The organism is Halorussus salinisoli, assembly GCA_005239435.1.
In the GTDB taxonomy this organism is placed as follows: Archaea; Halobacteriota; Halobacteria; order Halobacteriales; family Haladaptataceae; genus Halorussus; species Halorussus salinisoli.
The window spans coordinates 188,035-208,665 of the sequence record SZNP01000008.1 but is presented as its reverse complement, the minus strand read 5'-3'; the positions used below and the strand labels follow the sequence as shown (position 1 = coordinate 208,665).

Below are 20,631 nucleotides of genomic sequence, written 5' to 3'. Positions count from 1 at the left end.
CGGAAAACATCGAACCGGGTATTCTCGATATGTCCGCGACCGAAACGGGGGAGAGCGCCATCGCGGGACGTAACAGTTTCGTCTACGTCACCGCCGCGTTGGCCGCCCTCAATGGCTTGCTGTTCGGATTCGATACGGGAATCATCTCGGGAGCGTTCCTGTACATCAAACAGACGTTCACCATGACGCCGCTGGTCAGGGGAATCGTCGTCAGCGGCGCGATGGCGGGTGCCGCCGCCGGGGCGGCGCTCGGCGGCAAACTCGCCGACCGCATCGGCCGCCGCCGACTCATCCTGCTCGGCGCGTTCGTGTTCTTCGTGGGGTCGCTCACGATGGCAGTCGCACCGAACGTCCCAGTGTTAGTGCTTGGCCGACTCATCGACGGGGTCGCAATCGGCTTCGCGTCCATCGTCGGCCCGCTGTACATCTCGGAAATCGCGCCGCCGAAGATTCGCGGCGCGCTCACCTCGCTCAACCAACTCATGGTCACCATCGGCATCCTCGTGTCGTACTTCGTGAACTACGCGTTCGCCGACGCGGGCGCGTGGCGCTGGATGCTCGGGGCCGGGATGGTTCCGGCACTCGTCCTCGCAGTCGGGATGTTCAAGATGCCCGAGAGTCCGCGGTGGCTCTACGAACACGGTCGCCGCGACGAGGCCCGGGCGGTCCTCGAACGGACCCGGCAAGGCAGCGTCGAAGAAGAACTGTCCGAAATCGCCGAGACCGTCGAGAAGCAGTCCAGCACCGGGCTCAGTGACCTGCTCCAACCGTGGCTCCGCCCGGCGCTGGTCGTCGGACTGGGGCTCGCAGTCTTCCAGCAGGTCACGGGTATCAACGCGGTCATGTACTACGCGCCGACCGTCCTCGAATCGACCGGGTTCGGTAGCACGACTTCGATTCTGGCGACGGTCGGCATCGGCGTCATCAACGTCGTCATGACCGTCGTCGCCATCGCGCTCATCGACCGCGTCGGGCGGCGCGTGCTGTTGCTCGTCGGGGTCGGCGGGATGGTCCTCACGCTCGGAGTCCTCGGCGCGGTGTTCTACATGCCCGGGTTCTCCGGCGCGCTCGGGTGGTTCGCCACCGGGAGCCTCATGCTGTACGTCGCCTTCTTCGCCATCGGTCTCGGGCCGGTGTTCTGGCTCCTCATCTCGGAGATATACCCCCTGACGGTCCGGGGGACCGCGATGGGAGCGGTGACGGTCGCAAACTGGGGTGCGAACCTGGTGGTCTCGCTGACGTTCCCGATGCTGACCGCGAACGTCGGCACCCCCTTCACGTTCTGGCTGTTCGGGGCGTTTAGCCTCGCCGCGCTGGTGTTCACCTACTACGTCGTTCCGGAGACGAAGGGTCGCTCGCTCGAAGCGATCGAGGCCGAACTCCGCGAGAACGTCGGTACCGCCGCGACCGAGAACGCGGGCGAGGAGTCGCCCGACACCGCAGACGACTGAGACGAACCCTCGGTCGGAACTCTTTTTCAGTCGAGGCTCAGACCGGGGTGCCACCGCTCGACGCCGTTCTCGGCCTTAATCTCGTCCATCCTCGCCAGAAGCTTCACCGCGAGACTTGCGGTTTCGGCCGCGCGGTTCTCTCCCTCGGTCAGGAACTCGCCGGTCTCGCGGTTGGCGAACACCGAGCAGACCGCGCCCGCCCGGAGGCCGTAGATGTTGGCGAGCGTCATGATGGCGCTGGCCTCCATCTCGATGTTCTTGACGTTGGCCTCCTTCAGTCCGTCTACGAGTTCGTCGCTCCCGACCGCCTCGAAGCCCTCGAAACCGGGTCTGCCCTGTCCGGCGTAGAAGCTGTCGGCGCTCATCGTGATGCCGGTGTGGTAGTCGTAGTCGAGGCGTTCGGCGGCGGCAACGAGTGCGGAGACGACCTCGTAGTCGGCCACTGCGGGGTAGTCCTCGCGGACGTAGGCGTCGCTGGTGCCCTCTTGACGGACCCCGCCGGTCGTGATGACCAGATCACCGACTTCCATGTCGGGTTGAATCGCACCGCAGGAGCCGACCCGGATGAAGGTGTCCGCGCCGACGCGGGCCAACTCCTCGACCGCGATTGCGGCCGAGGGACTGCCGATTCCGGTCGAGGTGACGCTGATGGGCGTCCCCTCGTAGTCGCCGGTGACGGTCCGGTACTCGCGGTGGTGGGCCACCTCTTCGTCGTCGTCCCAGAACTGGGTTATCTTCTCGATGCGCTCGGGGTTGCCCGGCAGGAGGACGGCGTCCGCCACGTCGCCCTCGCCGACTTCGATGTGATACTGCACTTCGTCGTTGGGGTCTTCGCTGTCGCCGGTCATGCCGTTGGCTGACTCGGCCAGCGGGCATAAATGGTTCGTCGCGCCGTCGGAAGCGCGGTCGGGTCGCTGGCAAGAGGACGGTACCACAGGAAGCGGGAGGCTTATTTCCGGCGGGTTCCGAGCAGGTACGGTGTCACGCTATCGAGACGCTGTGCTGTTCGTCTTCCTCGCAGTCGCGTGGGGCGGGTCGTTCGTCGCCATCGAAGTCGGACTGGACTCGTTGCCGCCGCTGTTGTTCGCCGCGTTCCGATACGACATCGGTGCGGTCCTGCTCGTCGTCTACGCGGCGGTTGCCTGCGACCGATGGCTGCCCCAGACCCGCGACGATTACCTCGCGGTACTCGTCGTCGGTGTGTTCCTCATCACGGCGGCGAACGGACTTCTCTTCGTCGGTCAGCAGTACACGACCGGCGGCGTCGCGGCGATTCTCTACAGTCTGAACCCGGTGCTGACGACGGGGTTCGCCCGAAGTCTGCTCCCCGACGACCGACTGTCGCCGCTCGGAATCGTCGGACTGCTGGTCGGACTCGCGGGCGTCGCACTAGTCGTTCGTCCCGACCCCGCGAACCTGTTCGCGGGCGCGACCGGAAAACTGCTGGTCGTCGTCTCCGCGACCAGCGTCGCGTTCGGGAGCGTTCTCCTCCGGCGACTGAAGCCGACCACCGACAGTACCGCGACCACCGCTTGGGGAATGCTGGTCGGCGCGGTGTTGATGCACGGCGTGAGCATCGCCCGCGGCGAGACCCCGAAATTCGCCGCCGCGCTCGACCCGCAGGTCGTAGTTCCGCTGGCCTACCTCGCCGTGGTCGCCACCGCCGTGGCGTACGCCGTCTACTTCGGACTGCTGGAGCGTCACAGTCCGGTCCAAATCAACCTCGTCTCCTACGTCGTCCCGGTGGTTACGGCGTTCGCGGGGTGGGTCCTGCTCGGCGAATCGCTGGCACCGGCCACGTTCGCCGGATTCGTCGTCATCCTCACCGGGTTCGCGCTGATAAAACGAGAGGTGCTGGCCGAGTTCGCTGGCCGGTACTCGGTCTGACGGTCGCCGGGAAGAAAACTTATTGGCCCGGTGAGAGAACCGCGAGTCATGCCCTCCAGACGACAGGTCCTCGCGGGACTCGGAAGTACGACCGCCGTCGCACTCGCCGGATGTAGCGGGTCCGGGTCGGGCGGGTCGGAGACGGTCGACTGCCACACGCACGCGGTCGAACACGGCGACGGAGAACTCCTCGACGGCGGCGCGCAGGCGACGGTCGAAGACGGTGACGTTAGACTGGCGGTCCCCCTCTCCGTGGAGGACGTACGCGGAACGGGCCTCGACTCGCTCGAACTCCACGACGCGTCCGGAGAACTAGCGCACCTGATTCCGGTCTCGTCGGACGACGCCGACCTGATGGCGAACAAGGACGGCGTCGGACGGGGGCAACTACGCTACGAGCAGTACCTCGGGGAACGTCCGTTTCACGGACGATACTCGGTCGTCGCGGTGGACGACACCGACGAATCGCTCGACTCCGTGACGGTCGAGTTCAACTGTTTCCCCGACGTTTCGAAGGAGTAGCGTCGATACGCGGCGACTACTCCAGCATCTCCTCGGTAATCGTGTTCGGGAGGAGTTCGCCCAATCTGTACTCGGCAACGTCGTCGCCCTCGTCGCAGACGACCGGCAGGTCGTCGTCGCAGAACTCCGAGAGGGTCTGGCGACACATCCCACAGGGAGTCACGCCGTCTCTCCGACCGGAACTGACCGCCAGCGCGTCGAACTCGCGGTGTCCCTCCTTGACCGCCTCGGCGATGGCGACTTCCTCGGCGTGGAGGGAGTTGCTGTAGTTGGCGTTCTCGATGTTGCACCCGACGTAGACGCTCCCGTCGGCGGTTCGGAGCGCCGCGCCGACCGGGTAGTCGGAGTAGGGAACGTGAGCGTCGTCCTGCACCTCGCGGGCGGCCTCGATGAGTTCGTCCATAGTGACGGGATTGGGAGTCGCTGGTCAAATATCTCCCGTCTGCGAGCAGTGGCGTCCGTGCCACCGCACTGCGTCACCACACCTCTCTCGAAGTGTGTCGCTCGCTAGCGCCGTCCGAGATGCTTATATCGTTCTTACACAAATGAAAATACACCTCTAATATTCCGATAATTGTCTTTAATCGCAGAACGGCCGACAGCTCGGGTCGGACGGAATCACCCGAGGGTTGAAATACGAAGCCGGGACGAATCCCGCCCGGACGCCACGCGCGGTTCCGGACGAGGGCAGTAGCGCGCACTGCGGGACCGCCAGTCCGACTACCCCGAAAGGGCTGAGCCACTGGTCGAGATGCATCGCCGGAACGTCGCTTCGAGAATCAGCACCCAAGTACCAGCGACCGAAGACGGACCGCGGGGACCCTACTCTTCGCCGGACTCGTAGTGGTCGCCCGCCGCGGACGGAATCCGGGTGTGGCCGACGAACGCCAGCACGACCACGACCGTCACGTAGGGGATGATGCCGATGAGTTCGCTCGGGATGTTGTAGCCCAGTTGCTGGAGTCGAATCTGGAGCGCGTCGAGGCTGGCGAAGAGGAACGACGCGCCGAACGCCCCGAGCGGGTTGTAGTTGCCGAACAGGTAGGCCGTGATGCCGATCCAGCCCCGGCCGTTGACCATCGTCGCGCCGCCGCCGATGAACTGGCCGACGCGACCGAGCGCGAGTCCGGCACCGCCGAGGCCCGAGAAGAACCCCGAGAGCAGGACGCCCGAGTAGCGGACCTTCCGCACGTCGATGCCCACCGTGTCGAGGGCCTTTGGGTTCTCGCCGCTGGCCTCTATCCACCGACCGAAGGCGGTCCGGTTCAGGGCGTACCACGCCAGCGGAACCGCGACGAGCATCATGACGACCGGCGGGTTCGCCGTGAACAGCACCGCGTCCGTGAACGGAATCCCGAGCGTCCAGTCGTTCAACGTGGCGACCGGCGGACTGTTGACCTGTCCCCAGATGACCTTGCTGGCGAACGGTGCGAGACCGAGCGCGATGAGCCATACCGCGAGCCCCGCGATAATCTGGTCGGCCTTGAACTCGATGCAGACGACCGCGAACAGCAGCGCGAACAGGACGCTCGCCAGCACCGCGACGAGGAAGCCGACCCAGAGTTGGAGTTGCGTAGGACTCCCACTGCTGATGGTCCCGGCGACCGCGATGGAGGTGAACGCCGAGATGATGAGCAGGCCTTCGAGACCGATGTTGATGACGCCGCTCTTCTCGGCGAAGATACCGCCGAGCGCCGCGAACGCGATGGGGACGGTGAGCCGCAGCACCGACCGGACGTAGTTGGCGTCCACGATGCGGACGACCTCGGACACCGGACTCTCCGGGAAGAACAGTTCGACCATGACCAGCGCGACGCCCGCGAGGACGACGGCTCCGGCCAGCCAGCGACGCTTGCGCGAGCGGTCGGCGTAGCTCATCTGTCGTCACCTCCTTGGTCGTCGCCGACACTTCCGCCTGTCGTCTCGCCCGCACCGTCGGTGGCGACCGACTGGCGTTCGTCGCCGAACCGGAATCGCGCGCCGACCATCCGGAAGAACTCCGGCATGGCGACGAACAGGATGATGAGACCGCGCAGGACCCCGACCAACTGCTTGGGCACTGCGAGCTGGAACTCGATGGCCAGACTACCGGTCTTGAGTGCGCCGAACAGCAGGGCCGCCGGAATCACCCCGAGCGGGTTGTTGCCCGCGAGGATGGAGACCGTGATTCCGTCGAAGCCGAGCGACGGGATGCCGGTCCGCCACCGCGCGGCGACCATCAAGACGTAGACCGCGCCGCCGAGACCGCCGAGCGCGCCCGACAGCGCCATGCTCGACACCATCGTCTTCTTGGCCTCGACGCCGCCGTACTCGGCGGCCTCGGGTTGGACGCCGCTGGTTCGGAGGTCGTACCCGAACGCGGTCCCCTTGAGCATCCAGTAGATGGCTCCCGCGAGGACGAGCGCGCCGACCAGTGCGAGCATCGAGAACTCCGTGGTGTCGAAGACCACCGGCTGGAGTTGTGCGAACGCGGCGATTCGCCGGGTCTGGACGGTCTGGCTCGCCGGGTCCTTGAACACCTCCGAGACGAGGGTGAACGCGATACCGGACGCGACGAAGTTGAGCATGATGGTCGTGATGACCTCGTTGGCGTCGGCGTAGGCCTTCAGCGCGCCCGGAATCGCACCCCAGAAGCCACCGACGAGTGCACCCACGAACAGTCCGACCGAAATCAGAATCAGTGCACCGACGAGACCCGCGGGGACGACCGGCGCGACCCACAGCACCGACAGGGCGGTGCCGAGTGCGCCGAGGACGAGTTGGCCCTGCGTCCCGATGTTGAACATGCCAGCACGGAACGCGACTGCGACCGACAGGCCCGTGAACAGCAGGAGCGTGGTCTCCTTGAACGTGATGGCGACGTTGTACGAGGGCCAGATTGCGCCCTTGAACAGGGTGACGTACACCGAAACGGGGTCGTAGCAGAACGACCCGACGCCCGACGTCGCGAAAAACGGCGACTCGCAGGTCGCCACCCATCCGGAGACGAGGATGACCACCGCCCCGACGACCACCGACAGCGCGAGCGCCGCGAGGCTGATGAGGATGCGCTCGACCGCGGAGGCACCTACGAGTCGTGCGAGCGCACGGTCGGCCCGGTCCTGCCAGGAGTCCTCCGGGTTCGGGTCGGCCCGTTCGTCGTCGCGGTCTGGCTCACCGTCGCTCATCGCTCACCTCTCACGGCGTCGGCGATGCTCGGCGCGTCCTCTGGGGACTGGCCCGCCATCAGCAGACCGAGTTCCTCCTCGGTCACGCGGTCGGGGTCCACCACGTCCATGACCTCGCCCTCGTACATCACCGCGAGGCGGTCCGATAGCTGCTGGACTTCGTCCAACTTCGAGGAGACGAGCAGAATCGTCTTGCCCTCCCGCCGGAGGTCGAGCAGTCGCTCGTGGATGAACTCGATGCTCCCCACGTCTACTCCACGGGTCGGGTGCGAGGCGACCACTACTTCGGGGTCGCGGGCGAACTCCCGGCCGACCACGAACTTCTGCTGGTTGCCCCCCGACAGCGACTCGGCCTCGGCGTCGGCGTTCGGCGGGCGCACGTCGTACTCTTCGATGATGTCCTCGGCGTGGTCGCGGGTGTGTTCCCAGTCGATGCGGCCGTGCTCGGCGAACGGAGTCGCGTGCTGGCTGCCGAGCAATCCGTTCTCTACGAGGTCGAACTCCATCACCAGTCCTCGCTCTTGGCGGTCCTCGGGGATGTACGCCATCCCGGCGTCGATGCGCTCGCGCCGCGAGAGGTCGGTCACGTCCCGGCCGTAGAGCGAGACCGTTCCCTCCTCGGGCGTGGCGAGACCGGTGATGGCTTCCACGAGTTCCGACTGGCCGTTGCCGTCCACTCCGGCGATACCCAACACCTCGCCCTCCCGGGCAGTGATGTCGACGTCACTGACCTGCTCGACGCCGCGGTCGTCGGTGACGCGGAGGTCCGACACCGACAGGCCGACCTCGCCCGGTTCCACGGAATCTTTCTCGGCTTCGAGCAGAACCTCCCGACCGACCATCAGTTCGGCGAGTTCCTCGCGAGTGGTCGTCTCGGCGTCCACCGTCCCGACGTTCTTGCCGTCCCGCAGGACCGTGATGTCGTCGGCGGACTCCATCGCCTCGCCGAGTTTGTGCGTGATGAAGATTATCGTCTTGTCCTCGGCCGCGAGTTCGTCGAACACCTCGAAGAGGTCCTCGACCTCCTGGGGCGTGAGGACCGCGGTCGGTTCGTCCAGAATCAGCACGTCGGCCCCGCCGTACAGGGCCTTCAGAATCTCGACGCGCTGTTGGACCCCGACGCTCACGTCCTCGACACGTGCGGTCGGGTCCACGTCGAAGCCGTAACGTTCGCTCAGTTCCCGTACGTCGCGTTCGGCCTGTGCGCGGTCCATGGCCAGACCGCCCCACTTTCGAGGTTCGTGGCCGAGAACGATGTTTTCGGCCGTGGTCAGCGTGTCCACGAGCATGAAGTGCTGGTGAATCATCCCGACGCCCGCGTCGATAGCGTCTCGTGGGGTGTCGAACTCTCGTGGCTCCCCGTGCAGGTAGACGGTCCCGCCCTCCGGTTGGTAGAGACCGTACAGGACGTTCATCAGCGTCGTCTTCCCCGCACCGTTTTCGCCGAGGAGGGCGTGGACGCTCCCTTCCTCGACTTCGAGGTCGACCTCGTCGTTGGCGACGACGCCGGGGAACCGTTTGGTTATCCCCTGTAGGTGGACGGCTACGCTCATCTTTGGTCGGTGTTACGGACGTGCCCGCTTAAGAGACCCGGATTTCGTAAAGAATGTTCAGGCAGGATACGTTTCCTTTCGGTCGAAATCAGTCGTTTCTGACGTGGTTCCTGCTACTGCGTGGTCGTCGCCTGACCGACGTTGGCCGGGTCGGTCGGCACCGTGATTTCGCCGTCGATGATCTGCTGGCGGGACTGCTGGAGTTGGGACTTGACCTGCTCGGGAATTTCGGACTCCAGCCCTCGACCGTAGACGGCTTCGACCCCGTCCTGTTCCAGTCCGAGGTTGTTGACGGTCCCGCCCTCGAAGTTCCCGTTGACGACGTTCCTGGCCGCTTGGAAGACGGCCTCGTCGACGTGTTTCACCATGCTCGCCAGAATCACGTTGCTGTACTCCGGGAGGCTCTGGCTCTGGTCGGCGTCGACGCCGATGGCGTACCGCCCTCTGCTCTGGGCCGCCCTGAACACGCCGTTGCCGGTGCCGCCCGCGGCGTGGTAGATGATGTCCGCTCCGTTGTCGTACATCGAGTTGGCGATGGATTGGCCCTGCGCGGGGTCGTTGAACGAACCGGAGTAAGCCGAGAGAACGCCGACGTCCGGGTTCGCGTGCTGTACGCCCGCCGTGTAGCCAGCCTCGAACTTCTTGATTAGCGGGACCTCCTGGCCGCCGACGAACCCGACCGTCAGGTCGTCGTTGGTCTCGCCGCCCCCGGCGCTGAAGTCCATCGTGGTCAGTAGTCCCGCGAGATGGCCGACCTGGAACGACCCCTGATGCTCCTTGAAGACGTAGCTGGCGACGTTCGGCGACTCGACTACGGTGTCCACGACCATGAACTTCTGGTCGGAGAACCGCTGGGAATTCTGACTGAGCGCCTCCTGCTGGACGAATCCGATACAGCAGATGAGGTCGTAGTTCGGATTCTGCGACCGGGCGAACCGCCGCTGGAGCGCCGCCACGTCGCTCGGACTGCTCGGTTCGGCGTTCTGGAACTCGAGGTCGAACTCCTCGGCCGCGTTCTGAATCCCGGCGTGTGCCATGTCGTTGAACGAGTTGTCCCCCAGTCCGCCCGTGGCGTACACCATCCCGACGTTGGTCACGTTGTTCTGCAGGAGTCCGACCGTCCCGAACGCGGCCGTTCCCCCCAGTACCTGCAAGAACCGACGTCTGCGTTTGTTTTTCCCCCGCATCTCCTCAACGTTCACCGTCGACCGTGAAGAAATCGACGCTTTGTTGCTCGGGAAGCGGTCCGAAACCGAAAGAGAACCAGTGAGCTGCTACAATTCAGGCGTTCCCGGGCTCGGACGGAACCTCGATGTCGCCGTCGACGATCTTCTTCCGGGAGTCGTCGAGTTTCGACTTGACGGAGTCGGGGATTTCCGAGCCGATTTCGTCGCCGTAGACCGTCACGACGCCGTCTTTCTCGAGGCCGAGACTGCGAACCGACCCGCCCTCGAAGTTGCCGTTCGAGGTGCGCTCGACCGACCGGTAGACGGCCTCGTCGACGCGTTTGACCATGCTCGCGAGGATGACGTCGCTGTACTTGGACAGACTCTTGGACTGGTCGGCGTCGACGCCGATGGCGTATCGGCCTTTGCTCTGGGCCGCCTTGAACACGCCGTTGCCGGTGCCACCCGCGGCGTGATAGATGATGTCCGCGCCCTTGTCGTACATCGAGTTGGCGATGGATTGGCCCTTGCCGGGGTCGCTCCACGTGCCGGCGTACGCGCTCCGAACGCTGACGTCGGAGTTGGCGTGTTTGACGCCGGCCTTGAAGCCAGCCTCGAACTTCTTGATTAGCGGGACCTCCTTACCGCCGACGAACCCGACCGACAGGTCGTCGTTGGTCTCGCCGCCCCCGGCGCTGAAGTCCGTGTCGGTCAGCAGACCTGCCAGGTGGCCGACCTGGAACGAACCCTGGTGTTCCTTGAAGACGTAACTTGAGACGTTGTCCTTCTCGACCACGGTGTCCACGACCATGAACTTCTGGTCGGAGAACTTCCCGGCGTTCTCCTTGAGCGCACTGGTCTGGACGAAGCCGATGCAACTGATGAGGTCGTAGTCGGGGCTCTGAGACCGGGCGAACTTGCGCTGGAGCGTCGACACGTCGCTCGGACTGCTCGGTTCGGCGTTCTTGAAGGAGATGTCGAACTCGGACTCGGCACTCTGGATACCCTTGTGAGCCATGTCGTTGAACGAGTTGTCCCCCAGTCCGCCCGTGGCGTACACCATCCCGACGTTCAGCGTGTCGGACTCGGTCGTGGTCGTCTCGCTACTGTCACCACCACCGCCACCACCGCCACCGCCACCACCGAGACATCCCGCGATTCCGGTTCCGAGAAGCCCCGCACCGCCAACTTTCAGCATCCGACGCTTTCCTTCGTCAATTTTCGTCATCGTATCCGAAGTACCTCGGCAGCGCTCTATAAAACCGTCGCTTCAAAATTAAAACGATGGAAAATACCGAGATAAACCGTTCTTCGCCGACGTTTCGCCCCGAACACGTCAGCTCTCAGACTCGACAGCGTCTTCCACTACGTCGGTCGCTTCCCCGACGAGCGCGTCTACGTCGTCGCTCTCGGCGTAGATGCGGACGTAGGGTTCGGTCCCACTGGGCCGGACCAACACCCACGACCCGTCGGGGAAGGTCGCCCGAACGCCGTACTCGGTTTCGACCGACGCCTCGGGGAACCGCTCGGGGACCGCCGTCTCCAGTCGCGTCATCACGCTCTCCTTGGCGTCGTCGGGACAGGAGACGCTGACCTTCCGGTAGGGCCGCTCGGTGACGGGGTCCCGAAGCGGGCCGAGTCCGCCCGCCTCGGCGACGAGTCGGGAGACGACGGCCGCGCTGGCCACGCCGTCTATCCACCCGCCGAACAGGGTGTGGACGTGCTTCCACGGTTCGGCCGCGAAGACGACCTCGGTGGTCTCGTCACCCTCCTCGCGGGCCGTGGCGATGCCCTCGTGGAGCGCACCGAGTCGCACGCGCTCGACGCGACCCCCGGCGGCTTCGACCCGTTCGTCGATGCGCCCGGAGGCGTTGGGCGTCGTCACGACCACGGGGTCGTCGGCCTCGCTCCGGTCGGTGTAGTGGCCCGCGAGGACGGCGACCACGGTGTCCTCGTGGACGACTCCGCCGTCGCCGTCCACGACGACGATGCGGTCGGCGTCCCCGTCGTGGCCGATGCCGAGGTCGGCGTCGGGGTCGTTGCGGAGAAACTCCCGGAGGTCTGCGAGCGTCTCGGGCGTCGGCTTGCTCTCCCGGCCGGGGAAGTGGCCGTCCACGTTGGCGTTGAGGGAGACGACCTCCGCGCCGAGCGCCCGCAGGACTTGCGGGGTCGCTACGGCCGCCATTCCGTTGCCGCAATCGACCACGACGCGCAGGCCGTCGAGGGGTGCCCCGTGACTCTGTGCGTACTCGACCACGGCGTCCCGGTAGTCGTCCAGTACGTCCACGCGCTCGCCGTCGCCCCACTCGTCCCACGCGACCGGCGGGTCGTCGGCCTCGATCCGCCGGTCGATGGCTCGTTCGGCCTCGCGGTCGTACTCCTCGCCGTCGATGAACAGTTTGATGCCGTTGTCGGTGGGCGGATTGTGGCTCGCGGTCAGCATCGCGCCGCGCCGTCCCTGCGAGGCGAACGCGAGCGCCGGGGTCGGGAGTTGGCCCGCCCGGCGAACGTCGCCCCCGGCGCTTTCGAGTCCGGCCTCCATCGCGGCCGCCAGCGCCGGGCCGGTCTCGCGGCCGTCGCGCGCGACGACGAACTCCCCACCGTCGCGTCCGGCGGCCCGGCCGACGGCCAGCGCGAGTTCCGGCGTCACCGTCTCGACTGCACTCCCGCGGATGCCCGCGGTCCCGAAGAGAGTCATATCCGAACTTCGGGGGGCCGGATACTTAGCTTTCCGCGGTTCGACGCGACGGGCCAGTGAACACCGAGGGACCGAGACGGACCGCATTGCCCGTGAAACCTAAGCCGTCGGTCGCCGTAACCGAAAATATGAAACTGAGTCTCACCGACCCGGAGGGCCTATTCAACACCGTCATCGGTGGCATCATCCTGTTGGCGGCGCTCTTCCTCGCGTACCTGTTACTGTTCGGTACGTACTGAGAGTCGGAGGGAGATGCGCCGCCGACGAGCGGGAGGGGTCAGAGTTCGACGCCGCTCGGGATGAGACTGTGTTGTCGGAGGAGATTCCCCTCCTCGTTGTAGACGAGGAACGTGCTCTTGTCGTATTCGACGAGGTCCTCGCCGTTGATGCTGATCTCGACGTGGTACCGGCCGTCCATGTCGCCCGAGGCCTTGCCGTACTCGCGGGCCGCAGTGATGAACTTCAGCACGTCGTCGGCGTCCTGATTGAGTTCGAGGACGAAATCACCCGTGATGCGGTTGGTGACGCTGACGACGCCCGTAGTCTCGTCGTCGTCCACCGGCCCCTGGAGTCGGAACGCAACGTCTGTCTCCCCGGCGTCGAGTAGCTCGTCGCCTGTCCCCGTGAGGCGCTCGCGGAGCGTCGAGGACGGACCTTCGAAGTCGATGATTACTGTCGGCTTCTTGGCTTCCGCGTCCTCCTCGACCCAATCGACGTTTCGAACCTCCAGCGTGAAGTAGTCGCGCCTCATTCCGTATCCCCCTCTACGGTCCGGCGCGTCATGAACGTAACGCCACTGGCAGGATGGAAGTCGGTCGAAGAAACTCGTAATTACTCGGTCGGGAACCGGTCCCTCGGCAGGAACTTCCACCCATTACATCTGTTGGTATCGTTATAAGTCTGGGCTTCTCGGCGGGCCTGCTCCTCGACGGGTCGCTCTGCCGCCTCGGGCGCGTACTGACTGGCCGACCAGCCTTCTCCCGTGCGCTCGCGCCCGTCTCACAGAATCGCAGTCGTTTGTTCGACTTTCGAGCGAAGAGGAGGACGACGAACCGGAACGCGACGAGCAGAACGGCCTCGAAACGCTAGTCCCGACGGGCAACCAACAGCGTCCCGCCGAACAGGTACAGCAGGACGACCCCGATGGGAATCGGCAGGCCGGGGAACCCGCGAGTCCAGAGCAACCACGTCGCGGCGGTGAGGACCACGCCTGCGAGCGAGAGGAGCGCGCCCATGACCCGCACCGCGTCGACGGTCGCCTCGACGCGCTCTTCGTAACGGTACAGCAGGACGCTCAGCGCCACGGCCGCGCCGACCACGGCCGCGCCGACCGCCCACGCGGTGTAGGCGGCCGCAATCGACTGGCCCTCCTGATACGCCAGCGCGCCCAGCGGCGTCGAGACCGCGAGACCCTTCGAAATGGAGATGCCCGCGACGTACCGGACCTGAAAGAACGGGAAGCGAACGAACAGGACGCTACCGACGCCCGAGAGCGTCGAGTAGGTGACGTTCCACGGGAGAAGCGCCGAGAGCCACGCCAATACCACGGCCAACTCCCCGGCGTACTCCGAGCGAACCCAGACCATGCCGGGGACACCGAAACCCGGGGAGTAAAAGCTACCGGGACTGCTTAGAGCACTTTTTGGGTTTATTTCGATGTTAAATAGTTGTGTTTTGGAATTCTAATTCTGGTTAGAGCTGGCGAGAAGCTAGCTTCGGGCTCGAGCCACTCATCCCGCACGGCACCGTGACCGCGCCGCCTCGCACCGCAACCTCACCGCCTCGCACCGCAACCTCACCGCCTCGCACCGTAACCTCACTGCAACCGCGGGCCTCACGCCTCCCCAGCCTCCTCACTCGCTTCGCTCCCTCGTCCACCGTCAGAGGCACACTGTGACGAGCCTTCAGTCACTTCGCTCCTGAAGACCTCGCGCGCTGGCGCGACCTCGCTGTGTGAGGTCGCGCCAGCGCGCGCCGGGCCGGAAAGACAAGTCTGCACGCGCCGGGCCGGAAGGCCAACCGGCTCACACCGAGGAGGTGGGCAATCGACGCACGACGGGGCAGACGAGCCAGTTCGCGGGTCGCCTGACCCGTAATTTAAGTACCCCCGACGAGATGTGGCGCGTAAACCGTCGCTGGCGGCTTGCGCGACTCTCGACCGCTCGCAACCTCCGACCCACCATGTCCGAGTCACCCCTCTCCGAGTGGACCGACGACGTGCGGATTCGAATCCAGGAGTTCCAGCGGACGCTCCGCCGGACCGCCGAAGTCCTCCGGGGAACGACCATCGACGCCGACGAGTACGACCCCCGCGAACACGGGTCGCTGGTCTCGTTCTCCGGACTCGACGGCTACGAGGAGATCGACCGCTACTGGGTCGACGCGCCGTTCGCGTTCGTCTCCATCAACTACGACGACGTGGAGAACGAACACCTGTATCAGGTCGTCGAACCCGAGTTGGACGACCTCGAAACCGAACTGCTCGACCGCCTGTTCGCCGACATCCGCGACTCGCTCGTCCACCGCCGGGACGCAGGCACCGAGGACGCCCAGTCGGAACCCGGCGGGGCCGACACCGCCGAGGTGGTGCTGAAGGAGGAACTCCGCGAACTCCTCTCGATGTACGGCGTGGACGTGGACGAAGCGACGTTCTACCGCCTGTTCTACTACCTCTTCCGGACGTTCCGCGGGTTCGGAAAGTTGGACCCGCTCATGCACGACCCTCACATCGAGGACATCTCCTGCGACGGCTACGACCTGCCGCTGTTCGTCTACCACGACGAGTACACCGACATCGAGACCAACGTCGTCTACGGCCAGGAGGAACTCGACAACCTCGTCGTCCGCCTCGCCCAACAGTCGGGGCGCCACGTCAGCATCGGCGACCCCGTGGTCGAGACGACCCTGCCCGACGGCTCCCGGGCCGAACTCGCGCTCGGTGAGGAGGTCACGCCGCGCGGGTCGGCGTTCACCATCCGGAAGTACGCCGACGAACCGTTCACTCCCATCGACCTCGTGGAGTACGGCACCTTCAGTTTGGACCAGATGGCGTACCTCTGGTTGGCGATCGAGTCCAACAAGTCGCTCATCTTCGCCGGGGGAACCGCCTCGGGGAAGACCACCTCGATGAACGCCATCTCGATGTTCGTCCCGCCGCGCTCGAAGGTGCTGACCATCGAGGACACCCGCGAGTTGGCGCTCTACCACGACAACTGGCTGTCGTCGGTCACGCGCGAGCGCAGAGGCGAGGGCGCGGACATCACGATGTACGACCTCCTGCGGTCGGCCCTGCGCCACCGGCCGGAGTACATCGTGGTCGGCGAGGTCCGCGGCGAGGAGGCGATGACCCTGTTTCAGGCGATGAACACGGGTCACACCACCTACTCCACGATGCACGCCGACTCGGTCCAGACCGTCATCAATCGCCTCGAGAACGAACCCATCAACGTCCCGCGGGCGATGATCCAGAGCCTCGACATCCTCTCTGTCCAGACGCTGACCTACGTCGGCGAGGAGCGCGTCCGCCGGAACCGGGTCCTCGCCGAAATAGAGGGCATCGACCAGCGGACCGGCGACCTGGACTACTCGACCACCTTCTCGTGGAACGCCGACGAGGACACCTTCCGGCGCAACGACAGCAACATCTTGGACGAAATCCAGAACGAGAGAGGGTGGTCGCGCGGCGAACTCCTCGAAGAGTTGCGAAACCGCAAGCGCGTCCTCCAGTACCTCCGGGAGCGCGACGTATCCGACTACCGTCGGTTCACCGCGATGATAAACGAGTACTACTCCCATCCCGACCGCGTGCTGGACACCTTGGACGTAGACGCCGAGATTTCGACCGGGTTCGACTGATGTTGGCGTTCTTGCCCCTCCTTCTGGTCGTCGCCCTCGTCGTTCCGGTGGCGCTCGCGCCCCTCTCTCGCCGGGCCGACCGCCTCGTCACTCGGGTCGCGCTCACGGCCTTCGGCGGGTGGGTCGCCGACCGCGGCAGGCGACGAACCGAGCGCCAGCACCTCCTCCAGGCGGTCCACGTCGGCCAGACCTACCGGGTGTACGCAGCCAAGACCCTGCTCTACGCCGGGGTCGCCGCGGTGGTCGGGAGCGTGCTGGGCGTCTACCTCGTCGGAGGCGTGCTGGAGATCCTCCGAATCTCGCCCGAGGCGATGCGGGCGGCGCTTCCCACGCAACTCCACTTCCTCGCGGGTCTGCTCGTCTTTCCGGACCTGTCGGTCGGTCAGTTGTTCGCCATCCTGCTCACCAGCAGCGGGACGGTCGGCGTGGCGTCCGGGGGACTCGTCTACTGGACTCGGTGGGAGAACCTCTCGTACCGGGCCAACGCCCGCGAGCGCCAGATCGACGAGAGCATCGCTCGGACCGTGGCGTTCGTCTACGCGCTCTCCCGGAGCAGGATGGCGTTCCCCGAAATCATGCGGACGTTGGCTCGGAACCGGGCGGTCTACGGCGAGGCCGCCGAGGAGATCGGCGTCGCGGTCAAGGCCATGGACTACGCGGGTCTCGACATGCTGTCGGCCATCGAGCGCCTCGCCGACCGGACGCCCAGCGAGAAGTTCGGCGAGTTCGCCGACAACCTCGCCAGCGTCCTCCAGAGCGGCCAGAGCATCTCGTCGTATCTCGACGACCAGTACCAGCGGTATCAGGAGGACGCCGAGGCCCAGCAGGAAGCGTTTCTCGAACTGCTCGGCACGCTCGCGGAGGCGTACGTCTCGGTGTTCGTGGTCGCGCCGCTCCTGTTCATCACCGTCTTCGTCATCATGGGGTTGATGGCGCTGGGGGACACCCTGCCGCTCCTCCAGACGCTGACGTACTTCGCCATCCCGCTGGCGAACGTCGGATTCGTGGTCTACCTCGACAGCATCACGGAGTCGCTTCGGGCGACCCGCGAGGACCGCGACGTCGACCTCGCGTCTGTGGCGCTGGCGGGCGTTCGGCACACCGACGACTCCGGGGCCGAGCGCACGGGCGTCCAGCGACCCGAGGGCGGCGTCGGGACGGTCCGTTCGGACGGCGGCGAGCAGACCGCCGGTCTGGGAACGTCGTCGGGCCATCGGTCCGGCGGGAGCGCGGGCGTCGTGAACTTCGAGCGACTCGACGCGTTCGAGAACGTGCGCTGGTTCCGCGAGGCGCTGGCCGACCCCGGGAGAACACTCCGGAACAGGCCGGTCGTCCTGCTGTACGCGACGGTCCCGCTCGGCCTGCTCTCGGTCCTCGTCCGGTCGTGGCCACACCTCGTCTCGGGGACGCTCACGCTCCGGGTCGTGGACGACTTCGTGGTGCAGGCCGCGCTGTTCGTCGTCGGTACCTTCGCCGTGGTGCAGGAACTTCACCGTCGGCGAATCGCGGCCATCGAGGCCGCAGTCCCCGACTTCCTCGACCGACTCGCCAGCGTCAACGAGGCGGGGATGTCGGTGGTCGAGAGCTTCGAGCGCGTCGCCGACAGCGACCTCGGTGCGCTCGACGCCGAGGTCCGAAAGCTCTGGGCGGACGTGCAGTGGGGCGTCGACGCCGAGACCGCCCTCTACAGGTTCGAAGACCGCCTCGACACGCCGACGATCACCCGGACCGTGACGCTCATCGCCAACGCAATGCACGCCAGCGGCGACATCGCGCGAGTCCTCCGCATCGCGGCCGACGACGCGCAGGACACCCGTCGCCTCAAGCGAAAGCGCCGACAGGAGATGGTGACGTACGTCGTCATCATCTACCTCTCGTTCGTGGTGTTCCTCGTCATCGTCGGCGCGCTCGACAGCATCCTCATCCCGAATCTGCCCACGGACGGGGCCACGACCGGCGGCGGGTCTCCGGTCGCCGGTCCGCTCTCGGGGATTTCGGCCGTAGACACCGAAGCGTACACGCTCATGTTCTTCCACTCCTCGCTGGTGCAGGCGGTGTTCTCGGGCTTGCTCGCCGGACAGATGGGCGAGGGGAGCGTCAAGAACGGCGCGAAGCACGCGACGGTTCTGCTGGCCATCGCCTACGGCGTGTTCCTGCTCCTCTGAGCGGTCGTCTCACGGTCGTCGCGCCTCGGGAGCGACCTCGAGACTAGTGGCTCGGCAACTTTTGTATTTCTTTTACAACTGTAATCTTGTCTTTGGGAGATGTTTCTATGTCTTAACTCTCCACCTCGGCGCGCGCTGGCGCGGCCCGAAGCGGCCGCGCCAACCGTGCGAGGGACGAGTAGCGCAGGTCCGTGGCCGAGCAACGCAGTCGGTTGGGGAGGCGTGAGGCCGTCGCGGTACTGTGCGGGGCGGTTGCGGAACTCCTTGGCTCGAGGAGTAGCTAGCTCCCGTGTTGCGGTGTCGAGGCGGGTAATCAGCCAGCAAACCCCCGAGGTTCGAGAGGGACAGCTAACTACCCGTCTCCCGCGAAGAACCCGGAGCCGTTTTCACCCCTCACGACCCACGCAGAAGCATGGACGAGGCGGACCCAGACCGCCGAAGCGACGACAGAGCCGACGTGCGAGCGACGTACGACTACATCGCCGACCACTTCGCGCAGACACGCGAGTACGCGTGGCCGGAGGTCGAGGAGTTCGTCTCCGAGCAGTCCCACGTCCCGATTGCGCTGGACCTCGGCTGTGGCAACGGTCGCCACGCCGAACTCCTCGCAGCGCAGGCCGACCGGGTGGTCGCCGCAGACGTGAGCCGCGGACTGCTCGAAACCGCCCGCGAGCGGGCCGCCGACCGGGGCTTCGACGCCGACCTCGTGCAGGCCGACGCCGCGACCCTGCCGCTCCGCGACGCGACGGTCGGCGTGGCGGTGTACGTCGCCACGCTCCACCACCTGCCGAGTCGGGCCGCACGCGTCGGGAGCCTGGACGAACTCGCGCGCGTCCTCGCGCACGAGGGGCGTGCGCTCGTCAGCGCGTGGAGTACCGCCCACGACCGATTCGACCGAGAGGAAAGCGAGGCGCAACGCGCCTCGAACAGTCGAGCGGGCGAGACCCGCGAGACGGGGTTCGACACTACCGTCGATTGGACCCTGCCGGGCGGCGAGACCGTCGAGCGGTTCTACCACATCTACTCGCCCGCGGAGTTCGAAGCCGACGTGGCCGAGAGTGCGCTGGAGATGGTGGAGTTCGAGATATCGAGCGGGAACTGCTACGGAGTCGTCCGCGGAACGAAACAGTAAGGCCCTTAATCCCGGGCGGCGAACGGTGAAACACGACGACGTGCGCCGGTGTCTTGCCGAACGACGTGAGGCAAGGTTCGGCGCGCGAACGAGCGTCGTGAGCGAAGCGCGCGGGTGTTGAGACGGACGAAGTCCTCGATGCTCGGCGCGAACGAGCAAAGCGGATGAGCGCCGGTGGTCTAGTGGTATGACTATGGCCTTCCAAGCCATCGACCCGGGTTCAAGTCCCGGCCGGCGCACTCCTTCCGAGTAACTGACCAGCGAGCGACTGCTTCGCGCATCGGTCGTCCCTGCCACAACCCTTAATCTCGCACCTACCGTGGCTCTTACGTCCACGATGCCTGACAATCCCGAGAAACAGACCAGCGACGAGGTAGACCAGACCCAACTCGACCTCGCCGAGAAAGCGGGAGACGCCTACCGCGAAGCCCTCGACTACATGGCCAACGAGGTGGCTCACACGGGCGACAAGCAGGAGACCGGCGATTACCTCGTCGGATTCGCGCAGGAGGAGGCCGAGGGGATGTACGTCCTGAAAGACGAAGGTCAGTTCGAGTTCGTAGAACCCGACGACGCGAACTGCCACCTCGAAGTGGCGGTCTGTGACGCCGACGACGGCAGATTCGTCCCGGGATGTACCGTCATCGCCACGCTGACCGGCGAGGACGGCGAACGGGTCGGCCCGACGCGACTACCGTTGCTCTGGCATCCCGGTCTCTACCACTACGGCAAGAATCTCGACGTGCCCGGCGACGGTACCTACGACATCGACGTGCGGGTCGAACCGCCGACGTTCAAGCGCCACGACGAGCAGAACGGCGACCGATACGGCGAGCCGGCCGAGGTCACGTTCGAGAACGTGGACGTCGAGACCGGACAGTGACCTCTCTCGAGGGAGTCACCTTCACCCCAAATGCATAAATTTCTAATACCTTGGCCGTGCGGTTTTTCTACCCGAATGGTGTACGTGTAGGCAAGCGTATCTTTGCCGGAACCGACGCACAGTCTCAGTACGTTAGCCCTCAGTCCAGCGAT

The 20,631-nt window shown here is 65.6% G+C and carries 17 protein-coding genes and 1 tRNA gene; 8 read left to right on the top strand and 10 right to left on the bottom strand.

Going from position 1 to position 20,631, the window contains the following annotated elements; all coding sequences use genetic code 11:
- Positions 1-29 precede the first annotated feature (29 nt).
- Positions 30-1,451: a sugar porter family MFS transporter gene (locus E2484_RS21095; protein WP_137287162.1), complete on the top strand. Its 1,422-nt coding sequence runs from the start codon at positions 30-32 to the stop codon at positions 1,449-1,451.
- Positions 1,452-1,477: 26 nt separating this feature from the next.
- Here the strand turns inward: E2484_RS21095 and E2484_RS21090 are convergent, their stop codons facing one another.
- A complete protein-coding gene (locus E2484_RS21090) occupies positions 1,478-2,299 on the bottom strand; it encodes a nucleoside phosphorylase (RefSeq protein WP_137287161.1) in 822 nt (273 codons plus the stop codon).
- Positions 2,300-2,429: 130 nt separating this feature from the next.
- Here E2484_RS21090 and E2484_RS21085 point away from each other — a divergent pair, with 130 nt between their 5' ends.
- Both E2484_RS21085 and E2484_RS21080 read left to right on the top strand, forming a co-directional pair.
- Positions 2,430-3,338 (top strand): DMT family transporter, encoded by a 909-nt coding sequence (locus E2484_RS21085; protein WP_137287160.1) that lies wholly within the window; start codon positions 2,430-2,432, stop codon positions 3,336-3,338.
- A gap of 48 nt (positions 3,339-3,386) precedes the next feature.
- Positions 3,387-3,860 (top strand): hypothetical protein, encoded by a 474-nt coding sequence (locus E2484_RS21080; RefSeq protein WP_137287159.1) that lies wholly within the window; start codon positions 3,387-3,389, stop codon positions 3,858-3,860.
- Between the two features lie 16 nt (positions 3,861-3,876).
- On the opposite strand, the gene cdd is transcribed toward E2484_RS21080, so the two are convergent.
- The 9 genes from cdd to E2484_RS21035 form a co-directional block, all read right to left on the bottom strand.
- Positions 3,877-4,263, bottom strand: a complete 387-nt coding sequence (gene cdd, locus E2484_RS21075) for a cytidine deaminase (RefSeq protein WP_137287158.1) — start codon at positions 4,261-4,263, stop codon at positions 3,877-3,879.
- Between the two features lie 419 nt (positions 4,264-4,682).
- On the bottom strand, positions 4,683-5,738 hold the full coding sequence (locus E2484_RS21070) for an ABC transporter permease (protein ID WP_137287157.1): 1,056 nt from the start codon (positions 5,736-5,738) through the stop codon (positions 4,683-4,685).
- Positions 5,735-7,027, bottom strand: a complete 1,293-nt coding sequence (locus E2484_RS21065) for an ABC transporter permease (protein ID WP_137287156.1) — start codon at positions 7,025-7,027, stop codon at positions 5,735-5,737. Before E2484_RS21065 ends, E2484_RS21070 begins: the two co-directional genes overlap by 4 nt.
- Entirely contained in the window at positions 7,024-8,580 is a 1,557-nt protein-coding gene (locus E2484_RS21060) for an ABC transporter ATP-binding protein (protein ID WP_137287155.1), read from the bottom strand. The genes E2484_RS21065 and E2484_RS21060 overlap by 4 nt, the downstream gene beginning before the upstream one ends.
- A gap of 113 nt (positions 8,581-8,693) precedes the next feature.
- On the bottom strand, positions 8,694-9,767 hold the full coding sequence (locus E2484_RS21055; protein ID WP_137287154.1) for a BMP family lipoprotein: 1,074 nt from the start codon (positions 9,765-9,767) through the stop codon (positions 8,694-8,696).
- 94 nt (positions 9,768-9,861) lie between these two features.
- Entirely contained in the window at positions 9,862-10,974 is a 1,113-nt protein-coding gene (locus tag E2484_RS21050; RefSeq protein WP_170977452.1) for a BMP family lipoprotein, read from the bottom strand.
- 108 nt (positions 10,975-11,082) lie between these two features.
- Positions 11,083-12,444 (bottom strand): phosphohexomutase domain-containing protein, encoded by a 1,362-nt coding sequence (locus E2484_RS21045; protein WP_137287153.1) that lies wholly within the window; start codon positions 12,442-12,444, stop codon positions 11,083-11,085.
- A gap of 277 nt (positions 12,445-12,721) precedes the next feature.
- Positions 12,722-13,195 (bottom strand): DUF5793 family protein, encoded by a 474-nt coding sequence (locus E2484_RS21040; protein ID WP_137287152.1) that lies wholly within the window; start codon positions 13,193-13,195, stop codon positions 12,722-12,724.
- 334 nt (positions 13,196-13,529) lie between these two features.
- On the bottom strand, positions 13,530-14,030 hold the full coding sequence (locus E2484_RS21035; RefSeq protein ID WP_137287151.1) for a DUF7549 family protein: 501 nt from the start codon (positions 14,028-14,030) through the stop codon (positions 13,530-13,532).
- A 595-nt stretch (positions 14,031-14,625) separates the two neighbouring features.
- On the opposite strand from E2484_RS21035, the gene E2484_RS21030 reads away from it, so the two are divergent.
- The 5 genes from E2484_RS21030 to E2484_RS21010 all read left to right on the top strand — a co-directional run bounded on the left by E2484_RS21030 (position 14,626) and on the right by E2484_RS21010 (position 20,479).
- The gene (locus tag E2484_RS21030) at positions 14,626-16,299 is read left to right on the top strand and encodes a type II/IV secretion system ATPase subunit (protein ID WP_137287150.1); all 1,674 of its coding nucleotides are present in this window, start codon (positions 14,626-14,628) and stop codon (positions 16,297-16,299) included.
- Positions 16,299-18,464 carry a type II secretion system F family protein gene (locus E2484_RS21025; protein ID WP_137287149.1) on the top strand — a complete coding sequence of 722 codons (2,166 nt, stop codon included), beginning with the start codon at positions 16,299-16,301 and terminating at the stop codon, positions 18,462-18,464. Before E2484_RS21030 ends, E2484_RS21025 begins: the two co-directional genes overlap by 1 nt.
- Positions 18,465-18,876: 412 nt before the next feature.
- Positions 18,877-19,596 (top strand): class I SAM-dependent methyltransferase, encoded by a 720-nt coding sequence (locus tag E2484_RS21020; RefSeq protein ID WP_137287148.1) that lies wholly within the window; start codon positions 18,877-18,879, stop codon positions 19,594-19,596.
- Between the two features lie 168 nt (positions 19,597-19,764).
- Positions 19,765-19,835 (top strand) — tRNA-Gly (locus E2484_RS21015).
- A 98-nt stretch (positions 19,836-19,933) separates the two neighbouring features.
- The gene (locus E2484_RS21010) at positions 19,934-20,479 is read left to right on the top strand and encodes an iron transporter (RefSeq protein WP_137287147.1); all 546 of its coding nucleotides are present in this window, start codon (positions 19,934-19,936) and stop codon (positions 20,477-20,479) included.
- Positions 20,480-20,631: the final 152 nt, after the last annotated feature.

Coding starts and splice junctions, on each gene's coding strand:
- E2484_RS21095 (WP_137287162.1), top strand. CDS start 30: ATGTCCGCGACCGAAACGGGGGAGAGCGCCATCGCGGGACGTAACAGT.
- E2484_RS21090 (WP_137287161.1), bottom strand. CDS start 2,299: ATGACCGGCGACAGCGAAGACCCCAACGACGAAGTGCAGTATCACATC.
- E2484_RS21080 (WP_137287159.1), top strand. CDS start 3,387: ATGCCCTCCAGACGACAGGTCCTCGCGGGACTCGGAAGTACGACCGCC.
- cdd (WP_137287158.1), bottom strand. CDS start 4,263: ATGGACGAACTCATCGAGGCCGCCCGCGAGGTGCAGGACGACGCTCAC.
- E2484_RS21070 (WP_137287157.1), bottom strand. CDS start 5,738: ATGAGCTACGCCGACCGCTCGCGCAAGCGTCGCTGGCTGGCCGGAGCC.
- E2484_RS21065 (WP_137287156.1), bottom strand. CDS start 7,027: ATGAGCGACGGTGAGCCAGACCGCGACGACGAACGGGCCGACCCGAAC.
- E2484_RS21060 (WP_137287155.1), bottom strand. CDS start 8,580: ATGAGCGTAGCCGTCCACCTACAGGGGATAACCAAACGGTTCCCCGGC.
- E2484_RS21055 (WP_137287154.1), bottom strand. CDS start 9,767: ATGCGGGGGAAAAACAAACGCAGACGTCGGTTCTTGCAGGTACTGGGG.
- E2484_RS21050 (WP_170977452.1), bottom strand. CDS start 10,974: ATGACGAAAATTGACGAAGGAAAGCGTCGGATGCTGAAAGTTGGCGGT.
- E2484_RS21045 (WP_137287153.1), bottom strand. CDS start 12,444: ATGACTCTCTTCGGGACCGCGGGCATCCGCGGGAGTGCAGTCGAGACG.
- E2484_RS21040 (WP_137287152.1), bottom strand. CDS start 13,195: ATGAGGCGCGACTACTTCACGCTGGAGGTTCGAAACGTCGATTGGGTC.
- E2484_RS21035 (WP_137287151.1), bottom strand. CDS start 14,030: ATGGTCTGGGTTCGCTCGGAGTACGCCGGGGAGTTGGCCGTGGTATTG.
- E2484_RS21030 (WP_137287150.1), top strand. CDS start 14,626: ATGTCCGAGTCACCCCTCTCCGAGTGGACCGACGACGTGCGGATTCGA.
- E2484_RS21025 (WP_137287149.1), top strand. CDS start 16,299: ATGTTGGCGTTCTTGCCCCTCCTTCTGGTCGTCGCCCTCGTCGTTCCG.
- E2484_RS21020 (WP_137287148.1), top strand. CDS start 18,877: ATGGACGAGGCGGACCCAGACCGCCGAAGCGACGACAGAGCCGACGTG.
- E2484_RS21010 (WP_137287147.1), top strand. CDS start 19,934: ATGCCTGACAATCCCGAGAAACAGACCAGCGACGAGGTAGACCAGACC.